This window comes from Cryobacterium aureum, assembly GCF_002954245.1.
GTDB classification, from domain to species: domain Bacteria; phylum Actinomycetota; class Actinomycetes; order Actinomycetales; family Microbacteriaceae; genus Cryobacterium; species Cryobacterium aureum.
In genome coordinates this window covers 172,649-194,168 of record NZ_PPTG01000009.1, presented here as the reverse complement: position 1 = coordinate 194,168, position 21,520 = coordinate 172,649, and the positions used below count along the sequence as shown (strand labels likewise).

At 65.4% G+C, this 21,520-nt stretch carries 14 protein-coding genes; 11 read left to right on the top strand and 3 right to left on the bottom strand.

What is annotated here, in order from left to right; translation table 11 throughout:
- Positions 1-3 precede the first annotated feature (3 nt).
- A complete protein-coding gene (locus CJ028_RS03890; RefSeq protein ID WP_105033961.1) occupies positions 4-3,513 on the bottom strand; it encodes a DNA polymerase III subunit alpha in 3,510 nt (1,169 codons plus the stop codon).
- Entirely contained in the window at positions 3,510-3,782 is a 273-nt protein-coding gene (locus tag CJ028_RS03885) for a hypothetical protein (RefSeq protein WP_105033960.1), read from the bottom strand. The genes CJ028_RS03890 and CJ028_RS03885 overlap by 4 nt, the downstream gene beginning before the upstream one ends.
- A gap of 223 nt (positions 3,783-4,005) precedes the next feature.
- Between CJ028_RS03885 and CJ028_RS03880 the strand changes: the two genes are divergently transcribed.
- From CJ028_RS03880 to fdhD, 7 genes are all read left to right on the top strand, one after another.
- On the top strand, positions 4,006-5,130 hold the full coding sequence (locus tag CJ028_RS03880; RefSeq protein ID WP_161498882.1) for a CdaR family transcriptional regulator: 1,125 nt from the start codon (positions 4,006-4,008) through the stop codon (positions 5,128-5,130).
- 75 nt (positions 5,131-5,205) lie between these two features.
- Complete coding sequence (locus CJ028_RS03875; RefSeq protein WP_105033958.1) at positions 5,206-6,387, top strand: glycerate kinase; 1,182 nt, start codon at positions 5,206-5,208, stop codon at positions 6,385-6,387.
- Between the two features lie 18 nt (positions 6,388-6,405).
- Positions 6,406-7,764 carry a GntP family permease gene (locus CJ028_RS03870; protein WP_105033957.1) on the top strand — a complete coding sequence of 453 codons (1,359 nt, stop codon included), beginning with the start codon at positions 6,406-6,408 and terminating at the stop codon, positions 7,762-7,764.
- A 108-nt stretch (positions 7,765-7,872) separates the two neighbouring features.
- The gene (locus tag CJ028_RS03865; RefSeq protein WP_105033956.1) at positions 7,873-9,978 is read left to right on the top strand and encodes a PhoX family protein; all 2,106 of its coding nucleotides are present in this window, start codon (positions 7,873-7,875) and stop codon (positions 9,976-9,978) included.
- Between the two features lie 181 nt (positions 9,979-10,159).
- Positions 10,160-11,377: a formaldehyde dehydrogenase, glutathione-independent gene (gene fdhA, locus CJ028_RS03860; protein ID WP_105033955.1), complete on the top strand. Its 1,218-nt coding sequence runs from the start codon at positions 10,160-10,162 to the stop codon at positions 11,375-11,377.
- A gap of 82 nt (positions 11,378-11,459) precedes the next feature.
- Positions 11,460-12,578: a GTP 3',8-cyclase MoaA gene (moaA, locus tag CJ028_RS03855; RefSeq protein WP_105033954.1), complete on the top strand. Its 1,119-nt coding sequence runs from the start codon at positions 11,460-11,462 to the stop codon at positions 12,576-12,578.
- Positions 12,579-12,739: 161 nt separating this feature from the next.
- Positions 12,740-13,591 carry a formate dehydrogenase accessory sulfurtransferase FdhD gene (gene fdhD, locus CJ028_RS03850; protein ID WP_105033953.1) on the top strand — a complete coding sequence of 284 codons (852 nt, stop codon included), beginning with the start codon at positions 12,740-12,742 and terminating at the stop codon, positions 13,589-13,591.
- 6 nt (positions 13,592-13,597) lie between these two features.
- Here fdhD and CJ028_RS03845 read toward each other — a convergent pair whose 3' ends face one another.
- Complete coding sequence (locus tag CJ028_RS03845) at positions 13,598-15,898, bottom strand: FdhF/YdeP family oxidoreductase (protein ID WP_105033952.1); 2,301 nt, start codon at positions 15,896-15,898, stop codon at positions 13,598-13,600.
- A 207-nt stretch (positions 15,899-16,105) separates the two neighbouring features.
- Between CJ028_RS03845 and CJ028_RS03840 the strand changes: the two genes are divergently transcribed.
- From CJ028_RS03840 to CJ028_RS03830, 4 genes are all read left to right on the top strand, one after another.
- Positions 16,106-17,500 carry an OFA family MFS transporter gene (locus CJ028_RS03840; RefSeq protein WP_105033951.1) on the top strand — a complete coding sequence of 465 codons (1,395 nt, stop codon included), beginning with the start codon at positions 16,106-16,108 and terminating at the stop codon, positions 17,498-17,500.
- The gene (locus CJ028_RS22040; protein WP_439099025.1) at positions 17,497-17,598 is read left to right on the top strand and encodes an MFS transporter small subunit; all 102 of its coding nucleotides are present in this window, start codon (positions 17,497-17,499) and stop codon (positions 17,596-17,598) included. The genes CJ028_RS03840 and CJ028_RS22040 overlap by 4 nt, the downstream gene beginning before the upstream one ends.
- A 293-nt stretch (positions 17,599-17,891) precedes the next feature.
- Positions 17,892-20,204, top strand: coding sequence for a glycosyltransferase (locus CJ028_RS03835; RefSeq protein WP_105033950.1), 2,313 nt, complete (start codon positions 17,892-17,894; stop codon positions 20,202-20,204).
- The gene (locus CJ028_RS03830; protein ID WP_105033949.1) at positions 20,201-21,514 is read left to right on the top strand and encodes a glycosyltransferase; all 1,314 of its coding nucleotides are present in this window, start codon (positions 20,201-20,203) and stop codon (positions 21,512-21,514) included. The genes CJ028_RS03835 and CJ028_RS03830 overlap by 4 nt, the downstream gene beginning before the upstream one ends.
- Positions 21,515-21,520 lie beyond the last annotated feature (6 nt).

Genomic DNA, 21,520 nt, shown 5'->3' with positions numbered 1-21,520 from the left:
CGGCTAGGCACTCTGCGCCGCAGTGAGCTGGTGCAAGGTGCCGCCGCCCGAAGTCCGATGCGCCGGTGTGCGTATCACCGGATGCGCGGCTAGTTCGGCCGCGTAAGCGGCAGCGCTGGCCGCTTCCTCCGCGGCAGCACGTTCGACGGCGTGCCGCTCCTTCACCTGGCGGGCTACATCGAACAGGTTCCACAGATTCTCCCCGGTCACAGAGACGCCGCGCGCTCCGGACCGCCTGGTGCGCCCGCGCACGAGCATGTAATTGGTCTGGAACACTTGCCCGCCGACCCTCTCTTGCGCGTCGTGAAAGAACACGACGTTCGCGACCGGGCCGGTGCCATCGTCGAGACTGATGAACACCACGCGGCGGCCGCCGCGCATCGGCGGCGTATTCGTGGCTCGCCGCACCCCGGCGAGCAGCACCTCGGTGCCGCCAGGCAGGTTGCCGAGCTCGCTCGCCGGCGTCACCCCCAGCTCCTTGAACAGGGCGTGAAAGCGCTTCATCTGGTGTGACCCGACGGCCAGGTTCAGATCGAGCAACTCCAGATCGGTCTGGGTGCGACCGCGCAGCTCGAGCGAGGTGATGGCGCCGGTTCGCCCACCCGATTCGCGCAGTCCGGAGTAGCGCGGCACCGGCAACTCCACCTCGAAGGCGAGCTGATCGGCACGGATGACCACGGCCGTGCCACGCAGCGACTGGATATGCGCGAGCAGTTCGTGCCGCCGGGTGCGGTCGTAACCGATGAACGTGTCGAGGGCGCCGACCCGGGCGAGCGCCTCGAACGTGCGCCGCCGCGGGTGCACACGGTCACGAAAGTCCTGCAGCGAGCCGAACGGCTGATGCTGTGCAATGCGCGCCCGCTCGCCTTCCGTGCTGCCGACCAGCTCAGGCAGCGCCAAACGGATGCCCTGGCTTCCGTTGGCGAGATCTTCTACGCGGTAGTCCAGCGCGCTGGACTGCACGTCGAGGGGGAGCACCGGCACCCCGAGCACCCGGGCCTCGGCCACGATGAGGTCTTTCGGCCACATGCCGGGGTCGTGGGTGAGCAGCCCGGCCAGGAAGGCGGCCGGGTGGTGTGTTTTCAGCCAGGCCGACTGGTAGGTGGGCAGGGCGAAGGCGGCGCCGTGCGCCTTGGCGAAGCCGAAGCTGCCGAACCCGGCCAACACCGTCCAGACCTGGTCGATGACGGCAACGCTGAACCCGCGCGCAAGCGCCCGTTCGCGCAGGTACTCTTCGATCTCGGGGAGCTGCTCTGGCTTACCCAGGTGCCGGCGAAAGACATCCGCTTTGCCCAGGCCGCAGCCGGTGAGTTCGTCGAACAGCCGCATGACCTGTTCGTGAAAGATCACGACGCCGTTGGTTTCGCGCAGAATCGGCTCGAACCGGGGGTGAATGTAATCGGGCGCGACCTCGCCGTGCCTGGCCTGCAGGTATTTGAGCGGCATATTGTTCTTCATCGGGCCGGGTCGGAACAGTGAAATCTCCACCGTGAGGTCGTTGAAGACCTCGGGTTGCAGCTTGCCGACGAGCTCCATCTGGCCGGGAGATTCGATCTGAAAGATGCCGAGGGTGCGGGTGGAACGAATCAGTTCGAACGTTTTCGCATCGTCGAGCGGCACCCGGTCGAGGTCGATGCTCTCGCCGGTGAGGCGGTGGTGCTCTTCAACGGCGTGCGCCATCGCTGATTGCATGCGCACGCCGAGAATGTCGAGTTTGATCAGGCCCATCGGGTCCATGTCGTGCTTATCGTACTGCGACATGGGCAGGCCCATGCCGCTCGCCTGCACCGGGGTACGGTCGAGCAGGCTCGCGTCGGAGAGGATCACACCGCAGGGGTGCACCGAGATGTGTCGGGGGAGCCGGTCGAGTTTGGCGGTGAGGTCGACCAGCAGATCGAGCTGTTGCGATTCGCGCACCTCGGTGGCCAGGGCCTCGAGTTCGGGTTTCTCCTCGAGGGCGCGGCGAAAGTCGCGGGCGTTGAACCGCCACATCTGCTTGGCGATCACGTTGATCTGCGCGTCGGGCAGGCCGAGGGCCAGGCCGGCATCGCGCACGGCGCCGCGGCCCCGATAGGCGTTGGTCATCGACATGAGCGAGACCCGGTCGCTGCCGAAAGCACGAAAGACCTCGCGGTAGATGTCGTGCCGCCTGGCCGACTCGACGTCGATGTCGATGTCGGGCAGCGTCTGGCGTTCGGGGGAGAGGAAGCGTTCCCAGAGCAGTCCGTTCGCGATGGGTTCGACCGAGGAGGTGCGCAGCGCATAGTTGAGCACCGAGCCGACCCCCGAACCACGGGCCTGGATGCGAATGCCCATGCCGCGAATAATGTCGGCCACGCGCGACACGGTAAGAAAGTAGCTGGCAAAGCCCAGATGTTCGACCGTCTTCATTTCGTGGGCGAGCTGGGCATGGGCCGCTTCGACCGCACGCGAGCCGCTCGCCGAGTACAGGTCGGCGATGCCGCTCGTGGCGCGCCGCCAGAGTTCGGTGACCGGATCGCCGGTGACGCCGATGATGCGCGCCTCCGGCATGCGCGGGCGGCCGAGGCCAATGTCGCTCACCGGGTCGAGGCTGCACCGGTCGGCGAGTTGCTCGGTGTCGCCCAGTAGCCGTTCGAGTGCCCCGTTGTCGTGCAGGCCGGCGTCGACGACCATGCGGGCCACCTGGCGCATCGCTCCGGCCGGTTTGAGCCAGGCCTGGCCGTTCGTTTGGGGGGTTTCGAGCTCGGCGAGCGGCAGCAGAAAACGGGCGGCATCGGCGAGGTCGGCGGTGACCGCTTCGTCGGGGGTGCCGTACCGCACGGCGTTGCTGAGCACCGCCGGCAGCCCGGCGTTCTCGGCGAGGGCGAGCATGCGGGTGGCCGGCGTCACACTGCCGACGGTGCCGCTCTCGGCAAGGTGGCAGACGATCTCGAGCACGACGGCTTGGGCTGGCAGGGCGCGCTGCCAGTGGGCGAGCCGCGCCGCAGCATCTGAATTGTCGCGGCGGCCGATGGCCAGGCCCACGTCGGAATCGGGGCCGAGCAGCACGGTGAGTGAGGCCAGGCCGGCCAGGTCGGCCAGGCGGGCGCGCGAAATGCTCGGGCCCGCAGTTGCGCCGTGGGCAGCGCTGTGCTGGGCGCCGCCGTGCTGTGCAGTGCCGTGGCCGGCAGCACCGTGCTGAAGTGCGTCTCGATCCGTGCTGTGGGCGGCACTGACCGCTCGGCAGAGCGCGGCGTAGCCGCGACCAGCCGAGTGGCCGTGGGCGAGCACGACCACTCGGCCGAGCGGGCGATACTGTTCGTCGTGCACGGCGAGTTCGGCGCCGAGCCCGGGGCGGATTCCGGCGGCCACGCAGGCGCGCACATGTTTGACGGCGCCGTAGAGCCCGTCACGGTCGGTGACGGCCAGAAAATTCGCGCCCTGCGCGGCCGTCTGTTCGGCCAGGGCTTCGGGCAGCGTTACCCCGTAGTGGGTCGAGTAGGCGCTCGCGACGTGCAGGTGGCTGAAAGTCGTCCCCGATCCGGTGCTCATCCCCAGTCCAATGCTAAAGTCCAGGACCCGTCGGTGCCGCGGCGCAGGTCATAGCGGTGCTGTTCTTCACCGCCACGGCTGGCATCGAGCCGCCAGAGTTCGGTGTCGATGCGGGTGGGGGTTCCCTCGTTTTCCCACCACCGGGTGCGTTTGAATACGGCCTGCGGCTGACCGATGACGGTGTGTTCGAACCGATTCCAGATGAACGCGCGCGGGTCGCCGTCGGCGGACAGCTCAACGTCGACCGGTGCGTCAATAATGTGGGGCAAGGTGGGCTCCCTAGGCTCGTGACGGGTGGCTCGGGGCGGGTGATAATGGTAAAAACCTGATGAGCGATGGTTAAAAAAATCCCGCAATGAGTTCGAGCAAAATCTTGTCGAAATCAACTGCTATCGAATATGTCTTCTAGATAAAAGTGTATGTCACTCCACCGACATGCGCCATGGGCGGATGCTCGTGAAACCGTCGGAGCGCCCGATCTACGATGGTCAGATGACCGACGTAATACCGAACGGCAGTGCACCCGGCACCACACAGATCACCCGTGAGCTCGCCCAGCGCCTGGTCGAGCAGGTCGCGCCGAGCCTCGTGCACAACGTCAACATTATGGATGCGAATGGTGTGATCATCGGCTCCCTGGATGCTGCCCGCATCGGCACCCTGCATGACGGCGCCCGGGATGCCGCTGTTCGCGGGGAAGCGGTTCACATCGCTCCCGGCGACGAGCATCCAGGTACCCGTCCGGGCGTGAATATTCCGCTGATCGTCGACGGACAGGTTGTGGCCGTCGTTGGGGTCACCGGAATCCCCGCCGAGGTGCTGCCGGTCGCCCAAGTGCTCGTGCTGACCGTTCAGATGCTGCTCAGCCAGGAGCGGCAGCGCGATAACGCGTCGTGGCGAGAATCCGCGATTCGGGACATCCTCTCGACCCTCGCACGGGGTAACCTCACCGAGAGTCGTCTGATTTCGGGTTTGCGCGGCGTCGATGCAACCCTGCAGCCGCCGTGGAACCTGACCGGAATTCTCGGCGCGAACCAGTCCGTGGCGCTGCTGCGGCACCTGCGCGAGCTCGCAGGGGTCGTGGCCGCCGATATCAATGGCGCCGTCTGGGTGCTCAGCGGATCGTCGACGACGCTGGGTCATGAGCTGTTGCGACAGCGCCTGCAGCGCTCCGGCGAACGGCCTCTGCGCCTTCTGACCGGACGTGTCGGAGCCACCATGCCACAACTCGCGAGCGACGCTGAACGGCTGGGCGCGCTGCTGGCCCGGCCCGGGCTGCTCGAGCTGGTGCGCGCCGACTCCGAGATTCGCCTCGATGCCCTGGGGCTGGAACTGGCGATCGCCGGCCTGCCCACCGCCATGATGGAGGATCTTGCCGAGTCGGTGCTCGCCCCGCTCAGCGCCGCCCTGAAGGAGACGGCGCGGGTGTTTCTGCAGGGAGAACTGTCGATTACCGGCGCGGCGCGGGAGCTTGGTGTGCACCGCAATACCCTCGTGCAACGACTCGATCGCATCGAACTGCTGACCGGCCTCAACATTCGACAGTTTCACCCCGCAGTGCGGATGCGGGTCGCCTTAGCGGCCGACGCCACTCGCTATGTGCATGATGCACAGTAAATAGCGCACGATGTTCCGATAATTATGGTGTGATTCCACCTGAATATGTATCTGATTGTGTTCTAGCCTGAACCAATGCACGATCGCCCGGCGCTGAAGCCGATCACCATAATCATCGCGCCGGACTCGTTCAAGGGAAGCCTCAGCGCGGCCGAAGCCGCCACCGCCATGGCTGAGGGAACCCGCGACGCTGGTCTCGCACTGGGCCGGCCCGACCTTCGCCTCACGCTCTGCCCGATGGCCGACGGTGGCGAGGGAACACTCGATGCCATCGCCGCTGTCTGGGGCGCCCTGCCCCGCACCATGCTCACCGTTGACGCGCTCGGGCGCAGCCGACGGGCTCGCTACGCCACCTCCGCCGACGGCCGCACCGGGCTCATCGAAGCGGCCGAGTCCAACGGTCTGCCGATGGTAGCGGATGCCCCGCCCCAGCCCCAGCGGGCCGACACCTTCGGGGTTGGCCTGCTCGCCCGCGAACTGCTCGATCAGCAGGTCGACGAAATTCTGCTCTGCGTTGGCGGTTCCGCCAGCACCGACGGCGGAACCGGCCTACTCGCCGGGCTCGGCGCGCGATTTTTCGACGCGGCCGGGGCACCGGTCGCGCCCGGCGGCGCCGGCCTGGTCCAGATCGCGTCCATCGATCTGACCGGGCTGCATCCGCGCGCCCGTGAGGTCAGCTGGCGCGTCGCGGTCGACGTGAACAACCCGCTCTGCGGCCCGAACGGCGCAGCCGCCGTGTTCGGTCCGCAAAAGGGCGCGCAGCCGAATGACGTCGCCCTGCTTGACGCAGGCCTGGCCAACCTCGCTGCCGTCGTGCTCGCTGAGACCGGTGAAAACATGCTCGACCGGCCCGGCGCCGGAGCGGCCGGCGGCATGCCGGCCACCCTCGTGCCGCTGCTTCGGGCCGAGCTGGTACCCGGTTCCACCCTGGTAGCGGATGCCGTTGGCCTGGCCGACACGATGGCCCGTGCCGATCTCGTGCTCACCGGTGAAGGCAGCTTCGACTCCCAATCGCTCGGCGGCAAGGTGGCCGTAGCTGTCGCACGTCTGGCGCCGACCGGATGCCCGGTCGTCGTCATCGCCGGGCGGGTCGCGCTGTCGGCGGCTGACACCGCAGCATCCGGTGTCAGCGCCGCATTCTCGATCGCCGGCGGCCCGGCGACCCTCGACGACCTCAAGGCGCATGCCGCAGAACGCGTACGCGAGACCACGGCACACGTCGTCGCCCTTTTTCTTCACGCTCTACCCCGTTCCTGAAATAGAAAGGCCGTCTCAATGCTGAGCATCGCCATCCTGGTAGCTCTCGTCGCCGCCATCGTCTTCGCCACCGCGAAGCTGAGAATCAACCCCTTCCTCGCACTGCTCGCTGCGGCGCTGGTCGGTGGTTTCGCGTTCGGTCTGCCGGTCGATACGATCGCCCCGACCATGACGACGGCCTTTGGCGCCACGCTCGGCAATATCGGTCTGATCATTCTGTTCGGCACCATCATTGGTGTGATCCTGGAGCGCAGCGGCGCCGCCATCGCCATGGCGGAGGCCCTCATTAAAGTGTTGGGCACGCGGTTTCCGACACTGACCATGAGCGTCATCGGCTTCATCGTGTCGATTCCGGTGTTTTGCGACTCCGGATTCGTCATTCTGAACTCGCTCAAGAAGTCGCTCGCCGCCCGCTCCAAGGTGTCGCTCGTGGCCATGACCATCGCCCTGATGACCGGCCTGTACTCCACCCATGTTTTCGTGCCGCCGACCCCCGGACCGCTTGCCGCGGCCGGCAACCTGAACATCATCGACCAGCTCGGTCTAATCATCGGGTTCGGTCTGATCGCCGCCGTGGTTTCGGCACTGGCCGGGCTGCTGTGGGCGAACCGTTTTCTGAAGAAGGACATCGAGCTTATGCCGGAGCCGGCCGGTGAGGAGAGCGAGCAGGACTACGAGAAGATTCGCGCCGCCTATGGCAAACTGCCGAACGCCTTCCTGGCTTTCCTGCCGATTCTCGCTCCGATCCTGCTGATCTGCCTCGCTTCGATTGCCAAGCTGCCCGCCGCACCCTTCGGCGACTCCGGCTTCTTCATCGCCGTCGTTTTTCTCGGCACCCCGGTCATCGCTCTGGCCGTCGGCCTGATCGCCTCGCTGTTTCTGCTGCGCGGTAAGGGCAAGCTCGATGCGTTCGGCGATCGGGTGACCGAGGGCATCCGCATTTCGGCACCCATCCTGCTGATCACCGCCTCGGGCGCCGCCTTCGGAGCCGTGCTTGCCGCCTCCGACCTCACCGACTTCCTGGGCAGTTCCCTGTCGACCCTCGGGCTCGGACTCGCCGTGCCGTTCCTCATCTCGGCCGCGCTGAAGACCGCGCAGGGTTCATCCACGGTAGCGATGGTGACCACCTCGGTGTTGCTGTTGCCCCTGCTGCCGGCTCTCGGTCTCGATTCCGATCTGGGTAAGGTTCTTTCGGTGCTCGCCATCGGCGCCGGAGCCATGGTCATCTCGCATGCCAACGACAGCTTCTTCTGGGTGGTGTCGCAGCTGAGCCGTATCCCGGTCGCGACCGCGTACCGCACGCTCACCCCGGCTACCGCAATTCAGGGTGTCGCTGGTTTCGCCGCCGTCTGGGTGATCGGGCTCATCGTTCTATAACACTGATCGGCACCGAGCGTTCATATTCGGTTCACCGTTTAGTCACCAAACGGCGGGAGGGTGGTTCTGCCCCCAGTTCGGGGTTCACAAACCATGAGGAGTGCCCGCATGTTGAATCGTGAAGCCAAAGATCTCCGTCAGCGCGTCACCGATCGTGACCGGCCGCTGATCCCCCTGCTGCCGATGGATGGCCATACGCTCGGTAAGCGCAGTGCGGTCACCTGTCACCTCAAGTGTGCAGACGCCTGCTTTCACCCGGTGCCCAACGAGAGCAAGAATGACTATTTTCGCGACATCGTCGGAGCGGCCCTGAGCCGCCGCTCGCTGCTCGTGGGCGTGGGCGTCGGCGCCGCAGCGATCGTGCTCGGGTCGGGCCAGACCGCTCCCGCGCTGGCCGCACCGGGCGGTCCGGCGAGCGGTGGCCTCGCGTTCACGCCGATCACGCCTGTTCCGGCCGCCGTCGACGCATTCTCGGTGCCCGCCGGCTACTCCTGGAACCCGATCATCCGCTGGGGGGACCCGCTGTTCGCCGTGACCGATGCGTTCGACCCGGCGCACCAGAGCGCCGCATTGCAAGCTCGTCAGTTCGGCTACAACAACGACTACCTCGACATCCTCGAGGGTCCGGGGCGCAAGGGGCGAGACGGCATCCTCGTCACCAACCACGAATACACCAACGAGAACATCATGTTTCCACCCGCAACGACACCGGCCGAAGCGGATGAGCAGCGTCGCATTGCCATGATGGCCCACGGCATGTCCGTGGTCGCCCTCGAACGTAAGCGCGCCGGCCAACCCTGGACCTACCGGGTGGGCGACCGCCTCAACCGGCGCATCACCGCTAGCACCCCGTTCACCGTCACCGGTCCGGCCGCCGGCAGCGACCTGCTGAAGACCAAGGCCGACCCGACCGGCCGCACCGTGCTCGGCACCCTCGGCAACTGTGCTGGTGGCACCACGCCGTGGGGCACCGTGCTCTCCGGCGAGGAGAATTTCAACGGCTACTTTCGCAGCGAGGGCACCAGCCCGGCGGATGCCCGCTACGGCCTGGCCGACCGCCCTACCGGTCGGCTCTGGGAGCAGATCGACGACCGCTTCGACGCCACCATCGCTGGCAACGAGAATGAGCCGAACAGATTCGGCTGGATCGTGGAGGTCGACCCGGAGGCACCGAACGAGCCCCCGGTCAAGCACACGGCCCTCGGCCGGTTCAAGCACGAGGGCGCCAACGTGATCGTCGGAAAGACCGGCCATGTCGCCGCCTACATGGGCGACGATGAACGCTTCGACTACCTCTACAAGTTCGTCTCCCACGACCGCTTCGACAAGAAGAAGAGCCCGAAGGCGCGCACCCACAACAAGACGCTGCTCACCCGCGGCTCCCTGTACGTCGCCCGGTTCGCCGGCAACTCGCCGGCCGCCGAGATCACCGGCACCGGTCAGCTGCCGGCCGACGGACTCTTCGATGGCACCGGCCAGTGGGTGGCGCTCGTCATCGATGGCGTCTGCCAGGTGCCCGGCTTCACCACGGATGATGCGCTCGTGAATACTCGCCTGGTAGCGGATGCCGTCGGTGCCACCAAAATGGACCGCTGCGAAGACGTCGAGCCGAGCCCGGTGACCGGCAAGGTCTATGTCGCCTGCACCAACAACACCGATCGCGGCTTGCCAGGCAAGGAGGGTGCCACCGAGCCCAACCCCCGGGCGATCAACCGCGACGGTCACATCGTGGAGATCACCGAAACCGGTTCAGACGCCACCTCGGTGACCTTCGACTGGAACCTGCTGCTCGTCTGCGGCAACCCGAAGACCAACACGAGCACCTACTTCGCCGGATTCCCGAGTGACAAGGTGTCGCCAATATCCTGTCCGGACAACGTGGCCTTCGACGCGGAGGGCAACCTGTGGATTTCCACCGACGGTGCACCGAGCACGATCGGATTCTGCGACGGCCTGTTCAAGGTTCCGCTCGATGGGCCCGAGCGCGGGCGAGTGCAGCAGTTTCTCGCGGTGCCGCGGCAGGCGGAGACCTGCGGGCCGGTCATCCGCTCTGAGCAGTCGATGGTCTACGTCGCCGTGCAGCACCCGGGGGAGAACGGCAGCTGGGCCGCCCAGGCCAGCCGATTCCCGGACTACGTTGCGCTGGGGGCGACCGCTTTGGCTGGAGCGTGGGCCGGGCCGCGGCCATCTGTTGTGCAGGTCTGGAAGCCCTGAGTCGCTTCCCGTTCTGGTCGTTCCATAGGCCAGAACGGGGGCCACGAACTGGGAGTTGACCGATTGTAATTTCTGAAATCCGTGGTGAAGTAAAAGGGCTGCAGTCAGAATCGGCAGCGCTCACCCATTGTGGAGAAGGTCCTTCGGCCTGCTCCGCGAAGAAAAACGAGGAAGGTAGTTCATGACGGGGAACAGAGCAGTTGCCTACAAGAGTGCCGGAGTCGTCGAGGTCATTGACATCGACTACCCCACGTTCGAACTCAAAGACGGGCCGGGCGTCAACCCGGCCAACGTCGGTCGGAAGGTGCCCCACGGCGTCATTCTCAAAACAGTAACCACCAATATTTGCGGCTCCGACCAGCACATGGTGCGTGGCCGCACAACCGCACCGGCGAACCTGGTGCTCGGTCACGAAATTACCGGCGAAGTGGTCGAAGCCGGCCCCGACGTGGAATTCATCAAGGTGGGCGACATCGTGTCGGTACCGTTCAACATCAGTTGCGGTCGCTGTCGCAACTGCAAGGAACGCAAGACTGGCATCTGCCTCAACGTCAACCCTGATCGCCCTGGTAGTGCCTACGGCTACGTCGACATGGGCGGTTGGGTGGGAGGCCAGGCCGAATACGTGCTGGTTCCCTACGCCGACTGGAACCTGCTGAAGTTTCCCGACCGGGACCAGGCGCTCGAAAAGATCATGGACCTCACCATGCTGTCCGACATCTTCCCGACCGGATTCCACGGGGCCCACACTGCCGGTGCCGGCGTCGGATCGACCGTCTACGTGGCCGGTGCCGGCCCGGTGGGCCTCGCGGCCGCCGTCTCGGCGCAGCTGCTCGGCGCGGCCGTCGTCATCGTCGGTGACATGAACGCCGAGCGTCTCGCCCAGGCCCGCAGCTTCGGCTGCGAGACCATCGACCTCAGTAAGGGCGAGCCGGGGGAGCAGATCGAACAGATCCTCGGTGTGCCGGAGGTTGACGCCGGTGTCGACGCGGTCGGCTTCGAGGCGCGCGGTCACGGTAAGGACGTCGGCCAGGAGGCTCCGGCCACCGTGCTCAACTCGCTCATGACGGTCACCGCGGCCGGCGGTGCCCTCGGCATTCCGGGCCTCTACGTTACGGGTGACCCGGGGGCCAAGGAAAAGGCGGCCCAAGTGGGCTCGCTGTCGATTCGTTTGGGACTCGGCTGGGCCAAGTCGCTGTCCTTCACCACCGGCCAGTGCCCGGTGATGAAGTACAACCGCCAGCTGATGATGGCAATCCTCCACGACAAGGTACAGATCGCCAAGGCCGTCAACGCCAAGGCGATCAGCCTCGAAGATGCCCCGCGTGGCTACAAGGAGTTCGACGCCGGCGCGGCGACGAAGTACGTGCTGAACCCCAACGGTTACGTCAAGGGCTAACAGCATCAGATATGCGGATGGCCCGCCCGGGAATTCTCGCGGGCGGGCCATTCCGGCGGGGGCGCGGGGTTAGGGTGGAAACATGACCGGCGCCGACCTTGCAGAACCAGCTCCGCGCTTCTATCGGGAGCGCGCGGACATCCCGGTGAACCTCGAAACCCCAACCGGCACCGTGACCGACCGGATGAACCGGCCGCTGCACGACCTGCGTCTGAGCGTCACGGACCGCTGCAACTTTCGCTGCGTGTACTGCATGCCTAAGGAGATCTTCGGGCGGGACTTTGCGTTCATGGAACACGACGAGCTGCTCAGCTTCGAGGAACTCACCCGGCTCGCGCGCATCGCGGTCGCGCACGGAGTCGAGAAGATTCGGCTGACCGGTGGTGAACCACTGCTGCGCAAGGGACTCGAAGATCTCATCGCCCTGCTGGCCGAGCTGCGCACTCCCGACGGTCGCGAGATCGACATCGCGCTCACCACGAACGGGTCGGCGCTGGCCGTGAAGGCGCAGGCGCTCAAGGATGCCGGTCTGAAGCGGGTCACGGTGTCGCTCGACTCGCTCGACGACATCACGTTTCGCACTATGAACGACGTGAAGTTTCCGGTCGCCAAAGTGCTGCACGGTATCGACGTGGCCGAGGCGGTCGGGCTCGGCCCGATCAAGGTCAACATGGTCGTGCAGCGCGGCAAGAACGACCACGACATCGTGGCAATGGCCCGGCATTTCAAGGACACTCCGTACATTCTGCGGTTCATCGAATTCATGGACGTCGGCTCAAGCAACGGCTGGGAGATGGGCGCGGTCGTTCCGTCGAAAGACGTCATCGCGCGCATCCACGCCGAGTTGCCGCTCGAAGAGATCGCCCCGAATTACAGCGGCGAAACTTCCCGCCGCTGGCGCTACCAGGACGGCGGCGGCGAGATCGGCGTCATCTCGAGCGTCACCCAGAACTTCTGCCAGAGCTGCTCCCGGGCCCGCGTGTCGACCGACGGCAAGTTGTTCACCTGCCTGTTCGCCACCGAGGGCCACGACTTGCGGGCGCTCATGCGTGATGGTTGTTCCGACGCCGAGCTCTCCACCGTCATGGCGCACCTTTGGCGCGAGCGCACCGACCGGTACTCGCAGTTGCGCAGCGCGAAGACCAGCGAGCTGCGGGCATCCGGTGCAAAAAAGATTGAAATGAGCTACATCGGCGGCTGAAAGGCGTGGCGGCTGAACGGCGTGGCGGCTGAGATCCAGGACGAAACTGCGGAGATTCCCGCCCTAACTCTTGAATATGGCGCAGTTCGGCCGCCACGAGACGAGAAGTCCGCGGTTATGAATGCCACTCCAACTACGCCGACCCGTGGCAGACTTTCACTATGAACAGAATTACCGCGCGACGCAAAATCACCCGCCTCACCGTCGGCTCCGTGGCCCTCGCCGGGGAAGACCTACTCGCGGTCGAGGAACCGCTCGAGATTCGCGTGAACGGCCGCCGCCTGGCCGTTACGATGCGTACCCCGGGCAACGACATCGACCTCGCGGCCGGATTTCTCGTCTCCGAGGGCGTCATCACCATGGGGGACGACTTCAATACCGCCCGCTACTGTGCCGGCGCGGTCGACGGAGTGAACACCTACAACGTGCTCGACGTCACCCTCGGCGCCGGTGTCGCTCCGCCCGCCCCGAGCCTCGAACGGTCGCTGCTCACCACGAGCTCCTGCGGCCTGTGCGGCAAGGAGAGCATCGACGCCGTGCGCACCAAGTCAACTTTCGCCATTGCGGATGACCCGGTGCAAGTGACTGCCGAATCGCTCACGACTTTTCCCGAGAAACTACGCGCGGGGCAGAACGTGTTCGAGAAGACCGGCGGTATTCACGCGGCCGGACTGTTCGATGCCGCCACCGGCGAACTGCTCGTGCTGCGCGAAGACGTCGGCCGGCACAACGCCGTCGACAAGGTCATCGGCTGGGCGGTGAAAGAGAACAGGCTGCCGCTGACCGGAACCGTGCTCATGGTCTCGAGCAGGGCCAGTTTCGAACTCACCCAGAAAGCCCTGATGGCGGGCATTCCGGTGCTCGCTGCGGTCTCTGCACCCTCGTCACTCGCCGCAGAGTTCGCCGCCGAGGTTGGCATGACCCTGGTCGGCTTCCTCCGAGGCAACTCGATGGTCATCTACGCTGGCGGCGACCGGATCATCGACGCACAGCGTGACGAACAGGCCGCCTAACTCAGCCTAGGCGGCGGCGCCGGCTCGAACGAAGCGCACGGTCATGGCCTTGTAACCGGGAGTGTTCGACTCGCGGGCAACGAGCTCGCGGTGCATGAGCGCGTTCGCCTCCGGAAAATACGCAGCCGCGCATCCCTTCGGCGTGGGATACACCACGAGGCGAAAAGTATCGGCCCGACGCTCAACGCCCTGATACGTGCTGATCACATCGACCATATCGCGGTCGGCGAAGCCCAGCTCCGTGACGTCGTCTTCGTGGATGAGGATGACGCGACGCCCGTTCTTGATGCCGCGGTAGCGGTCGTCGAGCCCGTAGAACGTGGTGTTGTACTGGTCGTGGCTGCGGATGGTCTGCAATATCAAGTGACCCTCCGGCGCCGACAGGTACTCGATCGGGCTCACCGTGAACCGGGCCAGACCAATATCGGTGGCAAAGCTGCGTGTATCGCGCGGCGGGTTGGGCAGCACGAACCCATTCTTCGTCTTGAGCCGGGCATTGAAGTCGTCGAAGCCGGGTACAACGCGGGAGATGTGGTCACGAATGACGTCGTAGTCTTCGGCCATCGCCTTCCAATCGACCGCGTGGTCGTCTCCGAGCGTGGCGTGGGCCATGCGGGCGATGATCACCGGTTCGGCCAGCAGGTGCTCCGACACCGGGTCGAGGCGACCCTGAGTGGTGCGAACGACCGACATGGAGTCCTCCACCGACAGCACCTGACGACCAGACGGATGCTTGTCATCGGTATCTGTACGGCCGAGCGTCGGCAGAATGAGCGACGTCAAACCGTGCATCACGTGCGAGCGATTGGGTTTAGTGGAGACGTGCACGGTGAGACCGACACGCTGCATGGCTTTCTCCAGCAGCTCAGTATCGGAGCAGGCCAGGGCGAAGTTACCCCCCATGGAGACAAACACGTCGACGCGGTCGTGCACGAAGGCATCCACCGTATCGACGGAGTCGAGACCGTGCTCGCGAGGAGAAACGATGCCGAACTCAGCGTCGAGGGCGGCGAGCATGCCCTCCTTCGGCTTCTCCCACACACCCATGGTGCGGTCACCCTGCACGTTGGAGTGGCCGCGTACCGGGCACGCTCCGGCGCCAGGCTTGCCGAAGTTGCCCTGCAGCAGCAGCAGGTTGATGATCTCCTTGAGCGTGTTCACCGAGTGCGGCTGCTGGGTCAGCCCGAGTGCCCAGCAGATGATGGTGGCCTTGCTCGCGATGAGCAGTTGCGCCACCGTCTCGATTGCTGCACGGTCCAGGCCGGTGGCGTTCTTCGTCTCGGCCCAATCGATCACTGAACGAGCCGCGCGATAGGCCTCGATTCCATCGGTGTTCGCTGCGACGAACTCGTGGTCGATGACCGACCCCGGCACACGCGCCTCCTCTTCGAGCAGCAGATGGCCGAGCGCCTGGAAGAGGGCCAGGTCACCCCCGACCTTGATCTGCAGAAACTCGTCGGCCAGATTGGTGCCCTTGCCGACGACGCCCTTCGGAGTCTGCGGATCCATGAAGTTGAACAAGCCAGCTTCGGGCAGCGGGTTGACGGCCACAATCTTGCCGCCGTTGTCCTTGCACTCGGCCAATGCCGAGAGCATGCGCGGGTGGTTGGTACCCGGGTTCTGGCCGACCACCAGAATGAGTTCAGCCTGGTGAATGTCCTCGAGCGAGACCGTGCCTTTTCCGATGCCGATCGTGGGGTTCAGTGCCGATCCAGACGACTCGTGGCACATATTGGAGCAGTCCGGCAGATTATTGGTGCCGATCGACCTAGCGAACAATTGATACATGAACGCCGACTCGTTGGCGGTTCGACCCGAGGTATAGAAGACGGTGCGCTCGGACACGGTGGCGCGAATCTGCTCACCGATGAGCTCGAAGGCGTCATCCCAGGAGATCTGCGAATAGTGCGTATCGCCCGGGCGAATGACAACGGGGTGCGTAATACGGCCTTGGTTGCCGAGCCAGTATTCGGTCTTGGTGGCGAGCTCAGCGATGGAATGCTCTGCCCAGAACTCGGGCGTCACAGTGCGCAGCGTGCTCTCTTCAGCGACGGCCTTTGCTCCGTTTTCGCAGAATTCAGCGGTCTTGCGGTGTCCCTGGGATTCCGGCCACGCGCATCCGGGGCAGTCGGTGCCGTCGCGCTGATTGAGGCGCAATAGGGAACGCGCGGTACGCACGATACCAGCTTGGGCGATACCCCGATCGAGCGCCACCACGACGGCTTCGACGCCCGCCGCGTGGGTCTTGGGCGCGGTGACGACAAGATTATTTTCGTTGATGTCGTCGATAGGTGCTGAACGTGTCATATACCCATCCTGCCCTGCTGAAAAGGGGAATTCCCCCGAATTGCAAAAATGGGCAATGATTTTGGAACAAAATTTCCTCGCGGAATCGTCTAGGATTGCGTCCGCAGACCATTCAACCCATTCGTTTGCGGAGTTCGTTCACGGCCGTCGTGGATAACCGAAACGCACAGCAGAGTCGCTATCGCCTTACGGCAGCAAGGACGCCCCATGAGCTGGCTCGACCGAGACCACACCATCGCCCCACCCGGATTCAACCGGTGGCTGATTCCGCCAGCCGCACTCGCCGTGCACCTCTGCATTGGCCAGGCCTACGCAACGAGCGTCTATAAGACCGCTCTCGTTGCGCACTTCGACGCGAGCCTGGTGCAGATCGGGGTGATCTTCTCGATCGCCATCGTGATGCTCGGCCTGTCGGCGGCCATCATGGGTACCTGGGTTGACACCCAGGGGCCGCGCAAGGCGATGTTCGTCGCCGCCCTGTTCTGGTCGGGAGGATTCCTGATCGGTTCGCTGGGAATCTTCACGAATCAGCTATGGCTGGTCTACGTCGGCTACGGCTTCATCGGTGGTATCGGTCTCGGCATTGGCTACATCTCGCCGGTCTCTACCCTGATCAAGTGGTTCCCGGACCGCCCGGGGCTCGCCACCGGCATGGCCATCATGGGCTTCGGCGGCGGCGCACTCATCGCGAGCCCGGTGTCGACGATGCTGCTCGGTTTCTATGATCCCAATTCCGGCACTGACAACTGGGTGGCGAGCGGTGATGCCGTTGGCAAGCTCTTTCTCACCCTCGCCGTGATCTATCTCGCGTACATGATGTTCGGCGCATTCACGATCAAGGTTCCGGCCGCCGATTGGGTACCCGCTGGATTCGATCCGTCGAAGGTGCGGGCGAAGGCCCTCGTCACGAGCAACCACGTTTCGGCCAAGAATGCCATTAGAACGCGTCAGTTCTGGCTGCTCTGGGTCGTCTTGTTCTGCAACGTCACGGCCGGTATCGGTATTCTTGAGCAGGCCGCACCGATGATTCAGGACTTCTTCCGGCAGAATGACGGCAACTCGCTGGTCTCCGCGACCGTTGCCGGCGGTTTTGTCGGCTTGTTGTCACTGGGCAACATGGGTGGACGTTTCGCGTGGTCGGCTACCTCGGACAAGACCGGGCGTAAGAACATCTACATGATGTATCTCGGCGTCGGCACGGTGTTGTACCTGTTGCTGGCCCTCGTCGGATCCAGCACCACGGTGCTCTACGTTCTTCTGGCCTTCATCATCATCTCGTTCTACGGTGGCGGTTTCTCTACCGCTCCGGCCTACCTGCGCGACCTGTTCGGAACCTTTCAGGTGGGTGCCATCCATGGCCGGCTGCTGACGGCCTGGTCAGCGGCTGGTATTGCCGGTCCGCTCATTGTGAACTCATTCCTGGACGCTCAGGGCGCTCCGGGTGAGTTGACGGCAGCGGCCTATCAGCCGGCCCTGCTCACCATGGTTGGGCTACTCGTTGTCGGCTTTGTAGCGAACCTCTTCGTGCGACCGGTTCACACCGACTTTCACGAACCCGAAAAGCCGCTCGTCGGTGCAAAAGCAAGGAAGGCGCAGGCATGAAGGTTCTGAAAGTCATCGTGGCTTGGGCGCTGGTGGGGATCCCGCTGGCCTTCGGCATTTCTCAGACACTCGCGAAGGTGGCGGCCCTGTTCGGCTAAACCCCGCCTGTGCTGACGTAAACAGATAGAGCCACGCCCCACTCACTGGGGCGTGGCTCTATTTGGCGTATTGCGTGCTCGGCAGGGATCAGGGCAGTATGTCAGCCTCATTCATGCAATGATGGCGAATGGGGAATTAGCTAGCTCAGCTAGCTATTCGTGATTTATGCGCTTTCGTGTTTGGGATCCTCACCGTTTCTCGACCTGGAAGTGTCAAAATCCACCCATGTTCACTCGTGGCAACCCCGAATTGCCACGATTGATCCGCGGAGTTTCACGAAAAGGAGCAGCTAATGGCTACCCACACCGCACTGGACAACCAACGATCCGCCGCAACGCTGCTCGAGGGAATTCGACGCGCCGACGACCTCACCGTGGCAGCCAGCCGCGATGGGGGCGCCAGGGCTGTGCGGCTGCTCGCCCAAGCCGCGACCGATTCAAGCGACCAGCTCACCGCTATCGCCGCCGTGCACGCCCTCGCTCAGGTCTTCGACGACTCTGCCGATGAAGTGCTGGTGGCCCTCCTGTACCACGACTCCGCCTTTCTGCGCGAGCATGCCGCCTGGGCCTTCGGCACCCGGCTGCCGCGCTACGACGCGATCGCCGGGCTGGTCACCCTGGTTCGGCAGGGCGGCTTCTCCGGCATGCTCGCCCAGCGCACCCTGGAACAGTGGGGCTCTTCGGCTGCGGACCAGGTGGCCCTGCTGCTGGAGGGTTCGCTGCTCGGCATCTCTGAAACGGATGCCCGTGCCCGCCTCATCGAGACCATCGGCCTAATTCCCGGCCGCGTTCCCGAACGCCTGCTGCGCCGGGTCGCCACCGACACTGCCGAGAGCCTGAGCGCTCGTGCCGCCGCAATTGCCGGCCTCGGTGACCGTGCCCCGAACGAAGTCGTGCTCGGGTTGCTGAGCGCTCTCTCGCAGGACTACGCAGCTGCCGATGATGCGAGCGAACTCGCGGCCGTTGCCCGGCTGGCCCTGTTCGACCTCACGGTGACGGCCGAACCGCGCCCGAAGTGGAGCCAGGGCGCCACGATCGCACAACTCTTTCTGCACGCGAACATCGACGGCGAACTATCCCAGGTGGGCGCTGGCGACAACGGTGGCATCGCCACCCTGTTGGTGCGTCTCGGTGACGCCCTCGTTGCCGGGCCTGCGGTTCCGCCGGGCGGCGGAGCGGAGAGCGCCGCGGCATCCGCTTTGCGTGCGCCGTTTGTCGGCAGCCATTTCAGCGCCAGCCGCGAAGGCCGAGTGGACCGCGTGATCACCATGTCCCGCGGCACACACGAATCAGCGCTCAACGGCCTGGCCGACGTCGGGGCGTCACGGCGCGGGCACTCCTTCGCGGCGGTCCCATTCGTCGGCGGCGCTGTACCGTCAATCGACGCCTGGCCCCGGCGGGTCGCCGCGCAACGCGGCATTCGCCGAATTCTCCGCTCGGCCGGCACGGTCGACGCGATTCACCTGCGAATGGCCGACGTCGGCAGCCTCGCTGCGGCCACGGTCGCCCGCGAACTTGACATTCCGGTGGTGTTCACCGTGGCACCCGACCCGCACGGGGTGATCGACTCCCTCGAATCGAGCGGCGCACTCACCCGGGCGAACTTTGGCATCGTCGACGCGGTCGAACACTTCTGGTTTCGCGCCCGCCTCGTGCAGCGGCTCGCCGCGGATGCCGCCCACACCGTGCTGTTCCCGCGACCGCAACTGCAGCAGGACATCGAGCGGTTGATCGGCATCGACATCGACACGCACCCGGAACGGCACTCGGTCATTCCCGAGGGCATCGACCTCGCGGTGATCGACCGTTCGCGAACGGATGCTCTCGGCTCGCTCGGCCTGACCGGCGGCAGCCTGCTGGTCTCCCGGGCCGCGCACGCCCAGGCCGCCGTCGAACCGGCCGCCGTCGCCTTCAACCAGCTCGACGGCCTGCTCGGCACCCTCCCCCCAGAGCGGCGTGGCCTGCCCCTACTGATAAGCGTCGGCCGCCTGCACCGGGTCAAGGGCATGGCCGCGCTGGTCGAGGCGTGGAGCGGTGACGCGACGCTGCAGAACCGTTCGAATCTGCTGATTGTGGGTGGCGATTTGGAGCATCCGTCACGGGATGAGGGTGTCGAGCTGCAGCGCATGCAAGCCGCAGTGGCTGGCGTGGCTTCCGCTCGGGGCCTGCTACTGGCCGGACACCGCGCCAACGACACCGTCACGCGCTGGCTCGCCGCCGCCCGCTACGGTCGGCCGGGCCTCGCGGCGCCGTTCGGAGTGTACGTCTGCGCGAGTATGAAAGAGGAGTTCGGCATCGCGCTGCTCGAGGCGATGGCCACCGGGCTCACGGTGGTCGCCCCGAACGGCGGCGGACCGGCCACCTACGTCGAGCACGGCGTGACCGGGTTTCTCGTCGACACCGGTGACGGCGGCGCTGTCGCGCGTTCTATCGCCGATGCCCTGAACCTCGCAGCGGGAGCGAATGGAGGCACCAACGCGTCACGTGCCCGCAACATGGTCGCAAACAATTTCACGATCGAGGCCATGGCGTCAACCCTCACCGAGGTATACCGCAACGTCGCTGTCGCGACCGAGCCGATCGCCTGGGAATTGAGCGCTTCGTGACCCTCCTGATCATCAGCCCCGACTACGCCTCGCACCTGTACCCCCTCGCGACGCTCGGCACCGCGTGGGCCCAGGCCGGCGAACGCGTCGTGGTGGCGAGCGGACCGGCAACGGCCGACATCGTCGCCGAATTCGGGTTCGAACGGGAAAACCTGCAACTGGGCCGCGGCTCCAACCCCGGCACCATCCGGGCCGAACAGCAGCCCGTCGGCGAAGACGATGCCCTGCGCGGATTCTTCGACGCCACCCGCCGCGGCATGGTCGACACCCTGCGCTTTCAGGCCGAGGCCCGTAGTAATGACCTGCTCTACAACCCGGTCGTCATCGCTCGCGAGGTACAGCGCATCGTCGAGCGGGTGCAGCCCGACCAGGTGATTGTCGACCACCTGGCCTTCAGCGCACGGCTTGGTTTGCTAAGCGCTGGCGTGCTGCACGCCGACGTGGTGCTCGGGCATCCGTCGGCCCTGCCTGTGGGCACTGAGGTTTACGGCTACCCGCCGGCCTGGCCCGCCGTGTTCTCACCCGAACCAGCCGAGTTGGTCATGCTCGAGCTGCAGTGCGAGGCCGTGCGCGACTCGTTCACCGCCCAGTGGAACGACGCACTTTGTGAACTCGATCCGTCCGCGGCACCAACCCTCGATGCCTTTCAGGAGTGCGGGGATCTGCTGCTGCTCAACTATCCGGGCGAATTGCACGCGTCGGCGCGCACCGATGAGCTTCCGCCGCACCTGTTTCTTGGCTCGGCGGTACGCGCAGAGGCCGTCGATCCCGAGGTCGAAGCCTGGCTGGCGGCCGATACTCTGCCCGTCGTCTACGTCAGTTTCGGAAGTTTTCTCTCGGTACGCGGTGATGTGCTCGCGCGCGTCGCGGCGGCCTTGGGCGCCCTCCCGGTGCGGGTCGCCATCGCCGTCGGGGCGACCGACCCCGCCGAACTGGGACCCATTCCGCAGTCGTGGCTAGTACGCGGGTTTCTGCCCCAGGTTCGCCTGCTTCAGGAGGCCGCCCTCGCTGTGACGCACGGGGGCAACAATTCGGTCACCGAAGCGATGACGGCTGGCGTGCCGCTCGTCGTACTGCCGTTCTCCACCGATCAGTTTGCCGGTGCGGCCGCGCTCGACGCGGCGGGCTTCGGCACCTCACTGCCCCCCAATACCGCAACCGTTCTCGCGCTGCGCGACTCCTGTGAGCGGATGCTGCGCCTCACCGGCGAGCCGCGAGCCCGCCTCGACGCCCTCGCGGTCTCGCTGACCCTGCAGCCGGGCGCGTCGCGTGCCTACGCGGCACTGAGCCGGGTGTCGGCGCGGGGGTAGCTCAAG

What these genes read in the sequence shown, in the direction of transcription:
- CJ028_RS03875 (WP_105033958.1), top strand. Translation starts at nt 5,206, where the DNA reads ATGCACGATCGCCCGGCGCTGAAGCCGATCACCATAATCATCGCGCCG.
- CJ028_RS03880 (WP_161498882.1), top strand. Translation starts at nt 4,006, where the DNA reads ATGACCGACGTAATACCGAACGGCAGTGCACCCGGCACCACACAGATC.
- CJ028_RS03890 (WP_105033961.1), bottom strand. Translation starts at nt 3,513, where the DNA reads ATGAGCACCGGATCGGGGACGACTTTCAGCCACCTGCACGTCGCGAGC.
- fdhA (WP_105033955.1), top strand. Translation starts at nt 10,160, where the DNA reads ATGACGGGGAACAGAGCAGTTGCCTACAAGAGTGCCGGAGTCGTCGAG.
- CJ028_RS03840 (WP_105033951.1), top strand. Translation starts at nt 16,106, where the DNA reads ATGAGCTGGCTCGACCGAGACCACACCATCGCCCCACCCGGATTCAAC.
- fdhD (WP_105033953.1), top strand. Translation starts at nt 12,740, where the DNA reads ATGAACAGAATTACCGCGCGACGCAAAATCACCCGCCTCACCGTCGGC.
- CJ028_RS03835 (WP_105033950.1), top strand. Translation starts at nt 17,892, where the DNA reads ATGGCTACCCACACCGCACTGGACAACCAACGATCCGCCGCAACGCTG.
- CJ028_RS03865 (WP_105033956.1), top strand. Translation starts at nt 7,873, where the DNA reads ATGTTGAATCGTGAAGCCAAAGATCTCCGTCAGCGCGTCACCGATCGT.
- CJ028_RS22040 (WP_439099025.1), top strand. Translation starts at nt 17,497, where the DNA reads ATGAAGGTTCTGAAAGTCATCGTGGCTTGGGCGCTGGTGGGGATCCCG.
- CJ028_RS03845 (WP_105033952.1), bottom strand. Translation starts at nt 15,898, where the DNA reads ATGACACGTTCAGCACCTATCGACGACATCAACGAAAATAATCTTGTC.
- CJ028_RS03870 (WP_105033957.1), top strand. Translation starts at nt 6,406, where the DNA reads ATGCTGAGCATCGCCATCCTGGTAGCTCTCGTCGCCGCCATCGTCTTC.
- moaA (WP_105033954.1), top strand. Translation starts at nt 11,460, where the DNA reads ATGACCGGCGCCGACCTTGCAGAACCAGCTCCGCGCTTCTATCGGGAG.